Consider the following 16,507-nt stretch of genomic DNA (forward strand, 5'->3'; position numbering starts at 1 on the left):
AAAGCTTTGGCGCTTCGCGCAAAAAGAAAGCTGAGAAGCTGTGGCGCTACGCGCGGAAATGATAAAGATTCTATCCATCTCTACGGCCTTCGGCCGTATAGGAGTGGTTAGTGGATAGTGGCGAGTGGTTAGTACACCCGTGCGAGTATTTTCTTGGCGGATTCTTAGGAAAGAAAGATGCGGGCAGTAAGAAATAAGTCTTCGGCAGAAAGGTACGGCCTGACGGCCTAAAATAAAAACAAAAGCGCTTTTGGCATATGGCATTTAGCCAGGCTTGCGAAAAGTTGGGCCGATGTGAGAATGAGGTTTAAAGATTCTATCCTCCATCGCAAGCGATTCTCCTCCTTTCGACGCCGCGCAGCGGCGTGAAAGGAGGTCCTAGAGGTATTCAAAGCCTTACGATTTGGCTTAATTAAGGCGGCGTCGAAAGGTTCTTTGTAGCCAAACCTCCTAACGTCGGTTTGCCTTAATAATATAAAAAGATTGCTGCAGTATATTCTTTAGGGACCTTCCTCGACGTCGCTGCGCGACATTGAGGAAGGGGGCCCGCTTGCGGGGGATGATGACCATCTTATTATTTTTTTACTAAATTTTTAGTCTTTCTCTGGTTATAAAAGTACTAATGAACTTTTCAGCAGCTACATTGCCTTCTTGTTCGCGTGGTTTTCGCGAATAAGAGGGAGGCCCACAGTAATGCGACGAAATCGTTTTCCGTCCGTGGTGGGTATTCATTCAGAACGCAGGAATGGGTACGATTACGGGTCATCCTAATTTAATTTTAGTCAAAGCTTTGACTTGGCTTCATTCATGAGAGCTGCTGTTTTAAAATCTCTCTTATTTACTCTTACTTGTTATCTAACTGAATATCCACCGCGGACGTGTGCGCGATTGCAGAAGCAATCGACGCCCACTGCGGTTCCCCTTGTTCCTCACTTCGCTCGAAGAAGGCACGAATTTAGTCGCCAAAGCTCCGCTTTGGCAAAATATAATAAATAAAAGAATAAAAGAAGCTATTCCTCCACCGCAAGCGATTCTCCTCCTTCCGAAGCCGCCATGAGAAGGGCGGCTTGGAAGAAGACTCACCGTAGCCAAACCTCCTGTCGTCGGTTTGCCAAAAGAAAATATAAAAATCGCTGTGGTAAATTCTTTAGGGACCTTCCTCGACGTCGCTGTGCGACATTGAGGAAGGGGGCCCGCTTGCGGGGGATGATGACCATCTTATTATTTTTTACTAAATTTTTAGTCTTTCTCTGGTTATAAAAGTACTAATGGACATTTCAGCAGCTACATTGCCTTCTTCGCCTAAGTTAAGCCAAACCTTACGGTTTGGCTTAACTTAGCGCAAAAAAAGCTGTGAAACGGTGATTGCTCACTGCTTCACAGCTTTTTATCATTGTTTTAAATTCCCAAGAGTTTCTTTACTTCTGCTTCCATGGAGGCAGGTTCAACGATGTCGCTCTTGTGAACTTCCAGTTCAGGCAGTTCTTCCATACTCTTTGGAATCTCAAGGCCCGTCACTTCTGCCAATCTCTTCATGGCTTCAAACGGTTCCAGTTTAGCGCCTTCATATTTGTCCGGGTTAATGGCACTCAGGACAACATCGTTAAACTTGAACGGGCTTGCCGTTGAGAGAACGATGGTATAAGTGGTATCACTCGTCATCAGACGATATTTTTCCAGTGCCTTGTAAGCGACGGCGGTGTGCGGATCCATGGTATAACCATAGTTGGCAAAGACATCGCTGATGGTTTCCTTCGTCTCGATTTCGTCAACCCAGGTTCCGAAGAAATCATTCAGGATAGCGCTCTGCATTTCATTGCCGACACTATAAGTGCCCTTTTCTTTCAGGCTGTTCATCCATTCCGTCACCTTTGCAGCATTGTGGTCGGACTTTTCGTAAAGAAGCCGTTCCAGGTTGCTCGACACAAGGATATCCATGGACGGGGAAATCGTCTTGTAGAACGGACGATTCCGATTGTAGGTGCCCGTGTTGATGAAATCTGTCAGCACGTTATTCGTGTTGGATGCACAGATGAATTTGTTGACGGGAAGACCCATCAGCTTCGCATAATAACCGGCAAGGATATCACCAAAGTTGCCAGTCGGTACGGAGAAGTTAATCTTCGTGCCGTTCTTGATGCGTCCTGCCTTGACAGCATCCGCATAGGAGCTGAAATAATAGACAATCTGCGGCACCAGACGGCCCCAGTTAATGGAGTTGGCGGAAGAAAAGGCACAGCCATTCTCGCTGAGAAGGTTATTCAAATCCTCTTTGCCAAACAGCATCTTGACGCCGGTCTGGGCATCATCAAAGTTGCCTTCCACGGCTACAGCGTGGACATTGGCGCCCCGCTGTGTCGTCATTTGCAGTTCCTGCACCGCGCTGACGCCGCCATGCGGGTAGAACACAATGACTTCGGTATCGGGAACATCGGCAAAGCCAGCCATGGCTGCCTTACCGGTATCACCGGAAGTTGCCACGAGAATCACGACTTTTTTCTGTTCCCCGGTTTTAACGATTGCTTTTGTAAGAAAATGTGGAAGAATCTGCAGGGCCATATCCTTGAAAGCACACGTCGGGCCGTGCCAGAGCTCCAATACATCCACATCCTTTTTAAGGAGATGCAGCGGTGCGGGAAAACTGCCGAATTTCTCTTTGCTATAAGCAGCTCCAACGCATTCGCGCAGTTCATCCTCACTATAATCAGTCAGGAAACGAGACAAAACACTTACTGCTCTGTCTTCATAGGAGACGTCGCACATTGCATCGATTTCAGCACGCGTCACCGGTGGAAAATCCCGTGGAACGAACAAACCGCCATCGGATGCCAGCCCACTCGAAATCGCATGGGCCGAACTTACCATCTCAGTTTTTCCTCTTGTACTGACGTATAACATAGTACCCCTCTACTTTCTGCTTTCGCAAAGGTATCATAGCACACAAGAAATCGTTTAGCAAGCAAAAGCAGAGACTGCTAAAACAGTGAAACCCTTGAAAACAAGCCATTATAAGCGATTCTTAGCTATAAAAAAGCCTTATGACGAAATTTAGTTAGAATTATTTAAAAAAACATCGAATAATAGCTCATAATGCGAATCTTTGTGGAAATAGGCCCGTTATTTGCTGTCTTGTCACATTTTTATTGCAAAAAATTTTTTATTGAATAGCCTATTCCACTTTCCGTAACCATTGCACTTTGACAAACGCCCATTTCTATCAACTTTTATTCGCTCTTTCCTTCTGATATAATAGTAAACTATAAAGCTACGAATTTCACTTCATGATTGAATTCTTTTACAGACGGGAGTGACGCTGCGTTGAAAATAAAATTTGCACTTGGACAGGCACAGATTCGCCCCGGTAATCCGGAGGCAAATGCCAAAACTGCACTGGCTTTTATCCAAAAGGCCAAAGAGCAGCATGTTGATATTCTCCTTCTTCCCGAAATGATGGTCCCGGGCTACTTGCTGGGAGACCTGTGGGAACAAAAAGCTTACCTTAAAGATTGTGAGGCCTATGGCAAAGAAATCATTGAAGCCACTGACGGCATAACGGTCATCTTCGGGAATGTCGGTCTCGATCGGGACAAAGTCAATGAAGACGGCCGCATGCGCCGCTATAACGCGGCTTTTATCGCGCAGGACAGGAAACTTTTGAAAGGCGGCCTGCCCTACCCGTTTATCTGCAAAACATCCCTGCCGGACTATCGCGAGTTTGATGATGACCGTTACTTCCACAGCCTGGCGAAGCTGGTGCCGGAACTGGAAGACGAAAACGGCATTTCCGACCTGATTCGCCCTGTTACGGTAAACGTGCGCGGAAAAGCAATTCGTCTCGGCGTTTTTATCTGCGAAGATGGCTGGACGGAAAACTACTTCTTTAATGTACCGCAAATTTTAAGACAAAACGGAGCGCAGGTACTCTGCAATATTTCCTGCTCTCCTTTTACCCTGCAGAAAAACAGAAAACGCAATGAAGTCTTTTCTGCACAGGCCAAAGAATGCGGACTGCCCCTGCTCTACTGCAACTGCATCGGTATCCAGAATAACGGCAAAAATATCTTTACCTTTGACGGGTGCAGCTGTATCCACGATAAGGACGGCACGCTCCTTGCCGATGCGCCAACCTTTGAAGAAGCGTTCCTGACTGCCTATTATGATACAGAAACGGGGACTGTCACGACGGATGCAACAACCCACGGGCTGGCATCAGAAGTCGAAGAAATCTACAAATCCCTGAATTACGGGGCCCGGGAGTTCCTGAAACAGCTCGGCATCAAGAAGATGACCATCGGTCTTTCCGGCGGTATTGACTCCGCCGTCACGGCAGCTTTCTACGTCCACATCCTTGGCCCGGAAAATGTGCTTCTGCTCAATATTCCGAGCCGTTATAATTCGGATCTAACGAAGAGCCTTGCCTGCTCCATGGCAAAAGCCCTCGGCACGAATTACGCCGTGCTCCCGATTCAGGATTTTGTTGACCACACGGTAGAACAGTTCAATACGACGCCAATCCATAACTATACGACGGGAAAAGATGAGTACGTAAAGGTTAAGCCGGCTGCACTGGAAAATATCCAGGCCCGTGACCGCGGCGCCCGGATTATCGCCGGTCTGTCGTCAGTCTGGGGCGGTGCTTTTTCCTGCAATTCCAACAAATCGGAAACTACGGTCGGCTATGCGACGTTCTACGGCGATATTGCCGGTGTCTTTGCCCTGATTGGGGATCTTTGGAAGCATCAGGTCTATGCGCTCGGACGTTATCTCAACGAACATGTTTATAAGCGGGAAGTCATTCCCGACGCGATTTTTAAGATCAAACCAAGTGCTGAACTTTCGGCAGCACAGACGGTAGGCACCGGCGGCGACCCGATTATCTATCCTTATCATGACTACCTGTTCCGTGCGTTTATTGAAAGCTGGTTTAAAAACGCGCCGGAAGAATATCTCACGTGGTATCTGGATCACACACTGGAAGAGCACATCGGCTGCGAAAAGGGCATCGTCGATAAACTTTTCCCGACGGCCGAGGCCTTTATCAAAGACCTGGAACGCTGGTGGAATCTCTTCAGCGGCCTTTCCGTTGCTAAGCGCATCCAGGCACCGCCTATCATTGCCATTTCAAAGCGGGCTTATGGTTATGACCACCGCGAATCGCAGCTGGGGCCATACTATTCCCGCCGCTATAAAGAACTGAAAGCAAAAGTTTTGGGAGAATCCCGGTGAAACAGAACCAGATTTTACTCAAAAACGCAATGATTGCCGCGGTGTATGCTGTCATGACTATCGGGCTGGCCCCTATCAGCTACGGTCCGGTTCAGGTAAGGATTTCAGAATGCATGACGCTCCTTGCCTTTTATGATAAGCGCGTCATTCCGGGTCTCGTGGCCGGATGTTTTCTGGCGAACATCGGAAGTCCATTCGGACTGCCGGATATGATTATTGGCACGGCCGCGACAGCAGTCGGACTTTATTTGATGCGTTTCTGCCCGAATCTTCTTACAGCATCGCTGATGCCAGTGCTGGCAAACGGGGTTATCATTGGTGCGGAGCTGACGCTTCTTTCCGCCCTGCCGCCGGAAATCAGTCCGCTGCTTGCCATGATTTATGTAGGGCTCGGCGAGTTTGCGGCTGTAACGGTGATTGGGTGCATCGTGATGAAGCTCGTTATGAAGAATGAGAATGTAAAGGCGTGGATTGAGGGTAAGTCATAAAGCGATGGCGCCTTGGCTGCCACAGGCGGCGGGGTGTAATAGTTTAGTTACTACTGCTAGATTAAAACGAGGCTGGGAAATCATTTTCCCAGCCTCGTTTTTGGATAGTGAGAGATAAAAGGAGTGGATAGGGGCTAGTGTCTAGTGGTTAGTACACCCGTGCGGGTATTTTTCTTGACGGATTCTTGAGAAAAGGTTAGAGCGGACAGTAAGAAATTAGCCTTCGGCAGAGTGGCAGAAAGGGCCACTAGTGTGCTAAATTGCGTTTTGGTTTGAATTTTACAGGTGTGGTTTAAAGATTTCTATCCTCCATCGCAAGCGGCTCTGCGTCCTTCGGTCGCATAGGAGTGGTAAGTGGATAGTGGCTAGTGATTAGTACACCCGTGCTAACCGCTCCCTTTAAAATGTACCCCGAAGTGTGGACAGGGCAAAACTAGAAAACCCCGGATTTTAGACAACTGTTTTACTGGAAACCCTCCTTTTTGGACAGTTCAATAACTTTTTATGGAATTTTCATTGACTAATTTGATAGTATTGTCATGAAAGGAGACCTGTCCAATGAAACGTAAGTACTTCACCGAAGAGGAAATCGAACTGCTAAGGAAAAATCCTTATACTTTCCAAGTTAACAGCAGACAAATCTTCTTCACTGCTGCATTCAAGAAGGCTTTCATGCAGCTGTACAATTCCGGGAGATCCGCTGTCGAGGCCGTCCGCGAGCTCGGATATGATCCTGCCATCCTTGGGAATGGCCGCATTAACAGCATTAGGAAAAATACAATCTCTCAGCTGACAACTACCGGAAATCTTCATGAAGGGCCTCATAATCTCAATAAAGAGACATCCTCTTTGAAATTGCCCGCTGGATCTTCCTCAGACGAAATTGCTCGTCTGAAACAGGAAGTCGCTTTTCTTCGAGCAGAGATTGAGTTCATAAAAAAAAGTCTGTCACTTGCCAGAAAAAGAAAGTGAGAGCTTTTCTTATGGGATTTCCTTCATACCAATATGAACTCATTGAAGCTACTCTACAGCAGCATAAGATAGATATGTCTGTCTCAGAATTATGCAGAGTAGCCGGTGTTTCCCGTTCAGGATACTATGCGTGGCTCAAAGCCGCTCCTGTGAGGGCTGAACGGGAAACACGTGACAAGGCCGATTTTGCACAGATTGTTAAAGCTTATTTCCAGGGCGCTCATGAGACCCGAAGAAAAGGTGTGGGCGCCAAGGAAATTCACATGGTGATGATTCACTGGGATCCTCCATTGATTATGAACCTCAAAAAGATTCACAGGCTGATGAACAAGTTCGGTCTTAGATGTTCCATCCGCAAAGCCAATCCTCACCGCAGAGCGATGAAAGCACTCAAAACAGGCAATTACGCGGACAATGAATTGGAACGACGATTCAAGGAATTCGGCCCTCGAATGGTTCTTTTAACCGATATTACTTACCTTTTCTATGGAAGATATGAACAGAACAAGGCCTATCTTTCCACAGTGAAAGATGCTTACACAAATGAAATTCTGGCCCACAGCGTCGGCAGAGGGATGGAAGTAGATACGGTTCTGGAGATGATTGATTACCTGATCCGGGATTATGGAGGTACTCTCCACAAGGAAACCATTCTTCACAGCGACCAGGGATCTCAGTACATTGCCATTAAATACATTGATTTATTGGAAGACATAGGGCTGCACAGGTCGATGTCCAGAAGAGCTAACTGCTGGGACAATGCACCGCAGGAGAGTTTTTTCGGGCATATGAAAGATGAAGTAGATCTCACTGTCTGCCACACTTTTGAGGAACTCAAAGCTGCCATAGACGATTACATGGATTATTACAACAACAGGAGATACCAATGGAATTTAGCAAAATTGGCTCCATCTGAATACTACCAGTTCGTCACGACCGGTAAATATCCGCTCGCGATTCCAAATCCACCGGCTGTGCCAAAGATACTTAGATCACCAGAAGAATTGGTAGCCACCAAAAAGGAGAAACAAAAAACAGCCACCTTTTAAAAAAGCATGTTTGTGCACAATCTAGTGGAATTAGTACTGTGCTGTCCTTGACACGGGGGACAATTCACTTTGGCGGATTCTTGAAGAAGAAAGAAGCGGCAGTAAGTGACAGCCCTTCGGCAGAGAGGATCATAATCCACCATTAATTGGAAGGCCGCGCTAGTCAGGGCTGACGGTTGCGATGGAGGATAGCTTCTTTTTATTTTTCTTATTGTTAACCATCTGATTTTATTCGTTGACGATGTGGGGATTTCTCCTTATAATTTCTTTTGTATACTTAATTAAGAAGGAGAGATAACAATCGTGAGTATGATTTCTGAAATGACGAAACGCATTTGCGATGGATATCGTTTGAAAAAAGAGGATCCTTTTGTGCAGGAGATGCTGACGCTTCCGCTGCCTGAACTGCAGGAGGGTGCCGGTGAGCTGCAGCGCCATTTTTGCGGCAACCATGTTGACTTCTGCACCATCATCAATGCCCGGAGCGGCCGCTGCGGCGAGGACTGCAAATATTGCGCCCAGGCTGCCTGCCATCACACCAATTGTGAAGAATATGGTCTGCTTGATGAAAAGACCGTTATAGAAACAGCCCGTGCCGACCAGGAAGCCGGTGCCAATCGCTTTGCCATGGTTACGAGCGGCCGCGCCCTCACAGGAGAAGATTTTGAAAAAGCCCTTCACATTTACAGAACCATGAAGAAGGAACTGAAGATTGGTCTATGTGCTTCTCACGGTATCCTGACACAGGAACAGCTTCATCGGCTTTATGCCGCCGGCGTCACGAGCTACCATCATAATATCGAGACGTCTCGCCGCTTCTTCCCGCACATTTGCACGACTCATACCTTTGATGACCGCATCCGCACGATCAAAGCCGCACAAAAAGAAGGCTTCTGCGTATGCTCCGGCGGTATCATCGGTATGGGAGAAACCTGGCAGGATCGTATTGACATGGCTTTCACCCTGCAGGAACTCGGTATCGAATCGATTCCTATCAATGCCCTCATGGCCATTCCGGGTACAAAATTGGAAAATCGTCCGCCTCTGCCGGCTGAAGATATTCTGCGTACGATTTGTATCTTCCGGTTCATCAACCCGGAAGCCAATATCCGCCTTGCCGCCGGCCGCAAGCTTCTTCCTCAAAATGGAGAAACCGCTTTCCTCCATGGTGCATCTGCCTCCATTACAGGCAACATGCTCACGACGAGCGGAACTACGATTAAGGAAGATATGGAAATGATTGATCGATTGGGATTGGTCAATCATTAATTACTGAACCATTAATATTAATCATTTTAGCAGTATAACCCTCTCCAAACTGCTTGCTTGATGTAATTATAAAAAAGGGGCTGTCGCATTTTGCGACGGCCCCTTTTTTATCAAAAACAAGGTAAAAGCAAGGCGCGGCCTCATTGAATGAGACCGCGCCTTGGTGTAGAATTTAAATATGCCAAAAAACAAACCTACACAAAAGGATTATACAAAAATTGGCAGTTCTTATCAACTTTTTCTTCCTCTAAATTTTGAAGTACAAATCCCTAATGACGATCCTGTTCGCTTGGTGCGTGCCATGGTAGAAGGGATGGATGTAAAGGCATTGTATGACACGTATTCTCATGTCGAGAATAAATTAACGTCACCAATTCAGCTGCTGGAGATCGTCATTTATGCATGTATGGAAGGAATTCGTGGTTCGCGTAAGATAGAGCAATCCTGTAAAAGAGACACTCATTTCATGTTCCTCTTAGATGGGAAAAAAGCTCCGGATAATGCAACCATTGCAAGATTTTGTTCCCTCCATCTAAAACCATGTATCAAGGAGCTCATGATTCAGATGGATAAATGGCTGCTGGCTCGCGGTTTCATCACGCTGGATAGCCTGTTCATCGATGGGACAAAAATTGAATCTGTGGCAAACAAATACAAATTTGTTTGGAAAAACAGAGTCTTAGGCAGCCAGAACAAACTCATAGAGAAACTGGAGCAACTGGTTCCCGAAATCGAGGAACGTTTCGGAATCAAGGTCTGTTACGGAAACACTTTCCACATCCGTCATTTAAAGAAGCTCCTAAAAAAACTGCTTGTCATAAAGCGGGCTGAAGGGATCGAGTTTGTTCACGGATGTGGGAAAAGAAAGACCATTCTACAGAAGTACTATGAGATTTTAGCTAACTATCTCAAACGGCTTAAGGTGTATACGAAGCAGCTTCACATCTGTGGGGAACGGAACAGCTTTGCCAAAACAGACCCGGATGCTACCTTTATGAGGATGAAAGAAGACGCCATGCTTAATGGCGCCTTAAAGCCGGGATACAATGTCCAATATGCCAACAATTCCGGTTTTACCTTGTTTGCAGATGTGAGTGCACATCCAACAGATATGCGGACACTCATTCCTTTTCTTGAAGGATTTGAAGCCCACTTCGGTCAGAAATTTGCAAACATTGTAGCCGATGCAGGCTATGAAAGCGAAGAGAACTTGGTCTGGCTGAAGAAGAATCAGTATACTTCATATATCAAGCCTAACAATTATGAAAGAAGCAAGAGGAAAAAGTATAAGAACGACATCGGCAAAGCAGAAAACATGACATATTTGCCTGATCAAGACATGTATATCTGTAAAGGTAGGAGACTGCTGAAAGTCAGTAAAGTAACCCAGGTAAAGAACCGGTCAGGATATGTGTCAGAGAAAACATATTACGAATGTAAGGACTGCAGCGGTTGTCCCTACAAGGAACAGTGCATCCATGGGAACAATTGCAGGACACCCATGGAGAAAAGAAACAAGAAATTAGTGGTCTCGAAGAATTTTGCTGCATTGAGGGCAGAATCCCTGAAGAACATTACTTCCGAATATGGTAAGGAACTGAGGATGAACCGCAGTATACAGGCAGAAGGAGCCTTTGCGGATCTCAAGGATTCATTAAACGTCAGAAGACTAGAAACCCGAGGCAAAGGAAATGCCCTGGTAACAGTGGGAATATGTGCCATGGCACGGAATGTCCTGAAGGTCCATCACAAAGTTCAAGACGGCAAAGAGGATTTGCACTTATATCCGCTGAAAAAAGAGGCCTAAAAGATACAAAAAGAGCGCACGAAAAAAAGCAACTTAGAGTTGCTTAATTTCGTGCGCCCTTTTTTCATCTCAAAACATATTCAACTAAAAAGTAAGGCAATTTGGGGTCTTTAGCAAGTTATTTCAGGGATTAAAAATCGGTCACTTGCGACAGCCCCTTTTTTCGCAGGTTGCAGGCCGCTGGCCGCGTGTCGCCTGATGAGGCAGAACCCTAAAGGGTCAGGAGAAGTGCCATTTTAAAGCGTTTGTCAGCGCGCACGTAATGCTTGCCGAGCTTATCAAATTTAAAGTTCTCACCGGCGTGGATGGTGTGTTCTTTTCCTTCGTATCCGATGACGCCTTCTCCATCCAGTGCAAAAATCAGGGCTTCACCCGGTGCGGCGTGTTCTGCTAATCCGGTACCAGCGTCAAAACTCATCAGGGCCAGTTTTATGTTCGGATCATCAATGACATCGCGGCTGACGATTTTGCCTTCTCCATAAGGTACCAAATCTCCAAGTTTCATGACTTTACCTGCATCCAGTTTCATATGTTCCAGCTCCTTTCCGGTTACTTCCAGATAAATGACATCCGATTCGGCAATCATGCCGACGAGGCAGGATGGTTCGACAATAAGGCAGCTTCCTGCATCAAGATGCCACCGCTCTTCTTCGGGAATCCACACAGTCAGTTTCCCTGATAATACGTAAATAAATCGCGCTTGTTCCAACTTTTCTGCACTAATGTTAGTGCCGCTTCCCAGGGAAAAAAGAGTGGCCTTTCCGTCAAACAGCGTTTCCGATACGGTACATCCTGCAATCGGCTGATTTTGTTGTATCAGGGAAAATACTTTTCCGGATTTTTCTCTCATGTGTTTCGCCTCCTGTCCATCTCTTGGCTTTATTATATGGGTAATGAGCAGTAAATTCCGTTGGAAGGACAACGAAAGAAGGAAAAGAAAAAAGTGGGTAGTGGATAGTGGATAGTACAATCGTGCGGGCAGTTTGTTTGGCGGATTCGAAGGAAGAAAGATGCGGGCAGTAAGTGATAAGCCTTCGGCAGAAAGGGTCATCCCCCCACCGCTTTCCGGAAGGCCCGATAACATCGGGCCTTCCTGCGGTTCTCCTAACTTACTTTTCTCCCCCCACTTCGTGGTCCATCCTCCTTCCGAGCGGACGAAAAAGAAGCTATCCTCCACCGCAGTCAGCGCTTACTATCGCCAGCGCTGACTGCGGTTCTCCTTTCGAAGCCGCAGAGCGGCTTGAAAGGAGGTTCTAGAGGAATTCCAAACCTTACGGTTTGGCTTAACTAAGGCGACGTCGAAGAGGGTCTCTACTACTCCGATTGAGGTGTTGGTGTGGATTTTACAGCGTTTCAATCGGGCCAATTCTTGTTATCTGACTGAATACCCACCGCAAGAGGGCTGGTGCTTTTATTTTCGTCTCCTATAGAGTGGACAGCGAACTGCGAAAGGCGAAAAAAGGACTGAGAAACAATAGTAGCTCATTGTTTCTCAATCCTTAATCTTATCTTACGATTAACATGTACACAACCGTGCCGGCAAATATGGAAATGAGCATGTTCCTCTTCCATAAGTGAATCGCTACGGTCACGATGATTCCGATAAGTTCCGGAATACCGTGACTCCCGGAAAGGAACTGCACATTTCTCAAACAGTATACGACAAGCATTGCAAAAATAGCGGAAGGCAGTGCTTTGCCAAGATACTGGACATAAGCCGGTGTTGGTCTTTTGGAAGAAAATACAAGAAACGGCAGAAAGCGCGTGAGCATCGTAGCCGCCACGCAGACGCCTATTGTTATGATTTGCTCAGCTAATGTCATTTTGTCATGCCCCCTGCCCGTTCAATTTGTTTTCTAAAGAGAGTGACCATGGCGAGTATGCCAAGCATGGTCGGAATGATGAAAGAATTGGGGCCAAACAGCATCAGGCATACGATAGCAGCAGCAAATCCAATATAGGCCGTAAGGTGCTGCGTATCGTTAAGAAACTGCTCCAGGAAAATCACGACAAACATGGATGTCATGGCAAAATCGATGCCCTTAGTTTCAAAGGAAAGCAAGGACCCGAAAATGCCTCCGAGGGCCGCACTGAGCACCCAGGAAGCGTAGTCCAAAAAAGAAATCCACAGCATGTACCAGTTTTTATCGATGCCTTCCGGGACAGGTGTCGTATAAATCAGGGAAAATGTCTCATCGCACATATAGAATATGAGGAAGAATTTCTTCCACCCTGTATTTTTATAACGGTCCAGCATGGCAATGCCGTAAAACAGGTGGCGTGCCTGAATCATCAGTGCCATCAAAAAGGATTGAATCGGTGCAAAAGGCGAAAGCAGCATCTGAACGGTGACGAACTCCAGGGAACCTCCGAATATCGTCATGGCCATCAGCGTAGGATACCAGAAGGAAAATCCCATGCGCTGCATATAAAAACCATAGGCAATCGCAATAAACATAAATCCGGTCGTTATGGGGAGTGTTTTCACAAAGGCTGGTTTCAAGGCCGCGAGAGCCTTTGAACTATGATTAGATTCTTGATTTTGATCCATGGGGCACAACTCCTTGCAGGAAAGGTTAATTTTAATTGGGGAATAAAAAAGTGTATATTTTTAATATTATACTCCATTTCCCATGTAAAGAATAGGATAAGCTGTGGCCGCCTTCGGCAGAGAGGAGTGGCTAGTGGAGTGGTTATCGGTTAGTGCACCCGTGCGAGCATTTTTCTTAGCGGATTCTTAATAGGTGTGCTATCGGACCAATTTCTGTTGTCATACTGAACACCCACCGCAAGCGGTTCCCCCTCCCTAGATTTCCAAATTTCATCTCTTGTTTTCTCTCTTATTCGCGCGTCAGCGCGAACAAGAGGGCTGGTGCTTCTATTTTGTTTATTCGTTGCAAATCTGTGCCATCAGCGATAAAAAAGACTGTGAAAATGATGACTCATTTTCACAGCCTTTTTGATTGCTATTATTCACATATTGCCTTCAATATTTTGTTTCCTGTAGCTTCAATCTGAGGATCAAGGACGGCAAAGGTAATCTTCAAATCCGCCTCCGGATGATCTTCCAAGTAATCATGGCAGCTTTTTAAGGCTGTCTCCCAGGCAATTGTTTCCGGCATGCCAAACACACCTGCCGAAATCAGTGGGAACGCAATGGTATGCACCTGATGCTCCACGGCAAGATCCAACGACGACTGATAGCAAAGGTACAGTAATTCTTTTTCATGAGTGCGGCCACCCTGCCATACCGGTCCCGGCGTATGAATCACATAACGGGCTTTCAAGTGGAAACCCGGCGTAATCACAGCAGCACCGGTCGAGCAATGTCCGATAGCATCGCAGGCGGTCTGCATTTCAGCGTATCCTGCCGCCGCAAAAATAACACCGCAGACGCCGCTTCCTGCCTTCAAATGCTCATTGGCCGCATTGACGATGCAGTCTACATCGAAATCTACGATACTTTTTCTTACAATCGAAAGGGAATTCACGACTCACCCTCCCCACTTATTAGAAATGATGATCAAGGCCAAGAGAGAACCCAACCGAGTTATGTCCAGGGTTATCGGTACTCATACCATTGGAGCTGTGGCTGAAGATATAACCCAGGCTGACTGAATTATCTTTTGTATAGTGATAGTTGAGACGCGGCCCGATACGCCACATAAAACCGTAAGGACGTCCCTGGGCCGGGAACGATTTACTGTAAATCAGGAAAGATCCGCTGCCTTCCAGATCCCAGGTCAGTTTGCCATGCACCGGACGTTCATAGCGCACCATGAAGGCCGGTCCGATGCCCCAGGCGTTACTTTTGCGGTAGATGCCGTCTTCTGTCGTAAAACCGTGGCCCCGTGTAATGGTAAAGCCGCGATGAAAAGAGAAGCTTCCTTTTTCATGCGCTTTCTGGAACACATGGATATTGACATCATCAATGTGACGGTCATCAAAGGCACGATGCTGCAGATATTCCATTTGGATTTCGACGTTATCGGCCATGGCGAATACAGGTGATGCACTCAGTGTGCAGGCTGTCAGTATGCATCCCGCAAGCAATGCTATTTTCTTTTGAAAAGCAACTTTCATTTCTTTTCCCTGCCTTATTTGTCTATATGTATCGATTATAACACACTAAAATGAGAAAGGCACAAAGGAAAGCCGTAATTTTATTCAATAAAGTGGGCAATTTGACGTACGTAAGAAATATCTGTTATTTCTACAATTTTGTCCTTGCCTTTGCCATAATACTATGGTAGCATGGGCAATATACTCTAACAACACAAGGGGAGAAAAAAATGAGTAACCAAAACAATGATGTAAAAGCGACCGCAAAAAGTATTATGCGGGAAAACAATCCGCTGCGGCAGGGACGACAATTCCTGCTCTGGATCGGTGCACTCATTCTCGGTGCCGTCCTGGGATGGATGAACATTCCCGCGCTCCAACAAGTTTTTAATTTTATCGCAACGGTATTTACCCGTCTTTTCCAGTTTGTAGCCGTGCCGACGATTGCACTCGCTGTCATTACGACGCTTTCCGTACTCGGTGCCAAACAGGAAACCAAAAAGATTTTTGCCCATGCACTTGTTTATACACTTTTAACAACGATCTGCGCCGCTGCCATCGGTCTTGCGCTGTATCTTTATATCGCGCCGGGCAATCTGCCTGCTGACATCATCGGTGCCGGTGCTTCCAAAGTGCCGCAGAATCTCGGAAAGATGAGTTACTATGACCATTTTCTTTCCGTCATCCCCAATAATATCCTGCAGCCATTCCTCACGGGCAACGTACTTTCCGTGCTTTTTATCGCAGCAGCTGTAGGTCTTGCCTTTGCTTTCATGCCGCCCTCGGAAAACCGCGACACGCTGCTCAAAGGGATTTATGGCGCCCAGGAAGTTTTATTCACGCTGATTCGTGCTCTTCTCTGGGTGCTTCCGGTCGGCATCCTTGCCTTTGCCGCCCAGCTTTCCGCCCAAATTGAAGCAGGTGTCATTGTAGGTGCTCTTGGTAAGTATACACTCGTCATCATTGGCGGCAACTTGATTCAGTTCTTCATTGTGCTGCCGCTTTTCCTGCTGGCCCGCGGCATCAACCCGCTCAGGGTATTCCGCCGCATGTCTCCGGCTCTCGCCGTGGCACTCTTTACCAAGAGTTCGGCAGCTACACTTCCTGTCACGCTTGCATCGGCTGAACAGAACATGCGCATCAACCCTGCGGTTTCCCGCTTTGTACTCCCCATCTGTACGACTATCAACATGAATGGATGTGCCGCTTTTATTCTTGTTACGTCGCTTTTCCTCATGCAAAACAGCGGGATTGAGTTGACCTTCGGTTCCATGATTGCCTGGCTGTTTGTAGCCGTCTTTGCTGCCATTGGCAATGCCGGTGTTCCAATGGGCTGCTATTTCCTTACGCTGTCTCTCATGTCTTCCGTCGGGGGTTCCATCAGTATCATGGGTGTTATTCTGCCGATCTACACCATTATTGATATGATTGAAACGTGTGAAAACGTCTGGTCCGATTCCTGCGTCTGCACGATGACGGCTACCGATTTGAAGAAAGAATTACCGTTTACGCCGGAAGCGGCGGAAGAGTAAAAGCTGTGGCGCTTCGTGCAAAAAGAAAGCTGTAACGCTGTGGCCGCCAGAGGCGGCAAAGTGTGATAGTTTTGTTACTCCTGCAAGATTAAAACGAGGCTG

General features: G+C 46.7%; 13 protein-coding genes. 7 read left to right on the plus strand and 6 right to left on the minus strand.

Features of this window, described 5'->3' with window-relative positions:
* Positions 1-1,398 precede the first annotated feature (1,398 nt).
* A complete protein-coding gene (thrC, locus tag LKE33_10095; GenBank protein ID MCH3951269.1) occupies positions 1,399-2,898 on the minus strand; it encodes a threonine synthase in 1,500 nt (499 codons plus the stop codon).
* A gap of 420 nt (positions 2,899-3,318) precedes the next feature.
* Here thrC and nadE point away from each other — a divergent pair, with 420 nt between their 5' ends.
* The 6 genes from nadE (at position 3,319) to LKE33_10125 (ending at position 10,811) form a co-directional block, all read left to right on the plus strand.
* Complete coding sequence (gene nadE / locus LKE33_10100; GenBank protein ID MCH3951270.1) at positions 3,319-5,226, plus strand: NAD(+) synthase; 1,908 nt, start codon at positions 3,319-3,321, stop codon at positions 5,224-5,226.
* Positions 5,223-5,714 (plus strand): QueT transporter family protein, encoded by a 492-nt coding sequence (locus LKE33_10105; protein MCH3951271.1) that lies wholly within the window; start codon positions 5,223-5,225, stop codon positions 5,712-5,714. Before nadE ends, LKE33_10105 begins: the two co-directional genes overlap by 4 nt.
* 558 nt (positions 5,715-6,272) lie before the next feature.
* The gene (locus tag LKE33_10110) at positions 6,273-6,686 is read left to right on the plus strand and encodes a transposase (protein MCH3951272.1); all 414 of its coding nucleotides are present in this window, start codon (positions 6,273-6,275) and stop codon (positions 6,684-6,686) included.
* An 11-nt stretch (positions 6,687-6,697) separates the two neighbouring features.
* Entirely contained in the window at positions 6,698-7,735 is a 1,038-nt protein-coding gene (locus LKE33_10115) for an IS3 family transposase (protein MCH3951273.1), read from the plus strand.
* 309 nt (positions 7,736-8,044) lie between these two features.
* Positions 8,045-9,004, plus strand: coding sequence for a biotin synthase BioB (gene bioB, locus LKE33_10120; GenBank protein MCH3951274.1), 960 nt, complete (start codon positions 8,045-8,047; stop codon positions 9,002-9,004).
* A 178-nt stretch (positions 9,005-9,182) separates the two neighbouring features.
* On the plus strand, positions 9,183-10,811 hold the full coding sequence (locus LKE33_10125) for an IS1182 family transposase (GenBank protein MCH3951275.1): 1,629 nt from the start codon (positions 9,183-9,185) through the stop codon (positions 10,809-10,811).
* Positions 10,812-11,022: 211 nt separating this feature from the next.
* On the opposite strand, the gene LKE33_10130 is transcribed toward LKE33_10125, so the two are convergent.
* The 5 genes from LKE33_10130 to LKE33_10150 form a co-directional block, all read right to left on the minus strand.
* On the minus strand, positions 11,023-11,661 hold the full coding sequence (locus LKE33_10130) for a cupin domain-containing protein (protein ID MCH3951276.1): 639 nt from the start codon (positions 11,659-11,661) through the stop codon (positions 11,023-11,025).
* 655 nt (positions 11,662-12,316) lie between these two features.
* Entirely contained in the window at positions 12,317-12,634 is a 318-nt protein-coding gene (locus tag LKE33_10135; protein MCH3951277.1) for a branched-chain amino acid transporter permease, read from the minus strand.
* Positions 12,631-13,362 carry an AzlC family ABC transporter permease gene (locus LKE33_10140; protein ID MCH3951278.1) on the minus strand — a complete coding sequence of 244 codons (732 nt, stop codon included), beginning with the start codon at positions 13,360-13,362 and terminating at the stop codon, positions 12,631-12,633. The genes LKE33_10135 and LKE33_10140 overlap by 4 nt, the downstream gene beginning before the upstream one ends.
* Before the next feature lie 418 nt (positions 13,363-13,780).
* Positions 13,781-14,302: a macro domain-containing protein gene (locus LKE33_10145; GenBank protein ID MCH3951279.1), complete on the minus strand. Its 522-nt coding sequence runs from the start codon at positions 14,300-14,302 to the stop codon at positions 13,781-13,783.
* A gap of 19 nt (positions 14,303-14,321) precedes the next feature.
* Positions 14,322-14,894 carry an acyloxyacyl hydrolase gene (locus tag LKE33_10150; GenBank protein MCH3951280.1) on the minus strand — a complete coding sequence of 191 codons (573 nt, stop codon included), beginning with the start codon at positions 14,892-14,894 and terminating at the stop codon, positions 14,322-14,324.
* A gap of 209 nt (positions 14,895-15,103) precedes the next feature.
* Here LKE33_10150 and LKE33_10155 point away from each other — a divergent pair, with 209 nt between their 5' ends.
* The gene (locus LKE33_10155) at positions 15,104-16,405 is read left to right on the plus strand and encodes a dicarboxylate/amino acid:cation symporter (protein ID MCH3951281.1); all 1,302 of its coding nucleotides are present in this window, start codon (positions 15,104-15,106) and stop codon (positions 16,403-16,405) included.
* Positions 16,406-16,507: the final 102 nt, after the last annotated feature.

The sequence above is a fragment of the Acidaminococcus sp. genome, from assembly GCA_022482815.1.
GTDB lineage: Bacteria > Bacillota > Negativicutes > Acidaminococcales > Acidaminococcaceae > Acidaminococcus.

Coding starts and splice junctions, on each gene's coding strand:
- thrC (MCH3951269.1), bottom strand. CDS start 2,898: ATGTTATACGTCAGTACAAGAGGAAAAACTGAGATGGTAAGTTCGGCC.
- LKE33_10110 (MCH3951272.1), top strand. CDS start 6,273: ATGAAACGTAAGTACTTCACCGAAGAGGAAATCGAACTGCTAAGGAAA.
- LKE33_10115 (MCH3951273.1), top strand. CDS start 6,698: ATGGGATTTCCTTCATACCAATATGAACTCATTGAAGCTACTCTACAG.
- bioB (MCH3951274.1), top strand. CDS start 8,045: ATGATTTCTGAAATGACGAAACGCATTTGCGATGGATATCGTTTGAAA.
- LKE33_10125 (MCH3951275.1), top strand. CDS start 9,183: ATGCCAAAAAACAAACCTACACAAAAGGATTATACAAAAATTGGCAGT.
- LKE33_10130 (MCH3951276.1), bottom strand. CDS start 11,661: ATGAGAGAAAAATCCGGAAAAGTATTTTCCCTGATACAACAAAATCAG.
- LKE33_10135 (MCH3951277.1), bottom strand. CDS start 12,634: ATGACATTAGCTGAGCAAATCATAACAATAGGCGTCTGCGTGGCGGCT.
- LKE33_10140 (MCH3951278.1), bottom strand. CDS start 13,362: ATGGATCAAAATCAAGAATCTAATCATAGTTCAAAGGCTCTCGCGGCC.
- LKE33_10150 (MCH3951280.1), bottom strand. CDS start 14,894: ATGAAAGTTGCTTTTCAAAAGAAAATAGCATTGCTTGCGGGATGCATA.
- LKE33_10155 (MCH3951281.1), top strand. CDS start 15,104: ATGAGTAACCAAAACAATGATGTAAAAGCGACCGCAAAAAGTATTATG.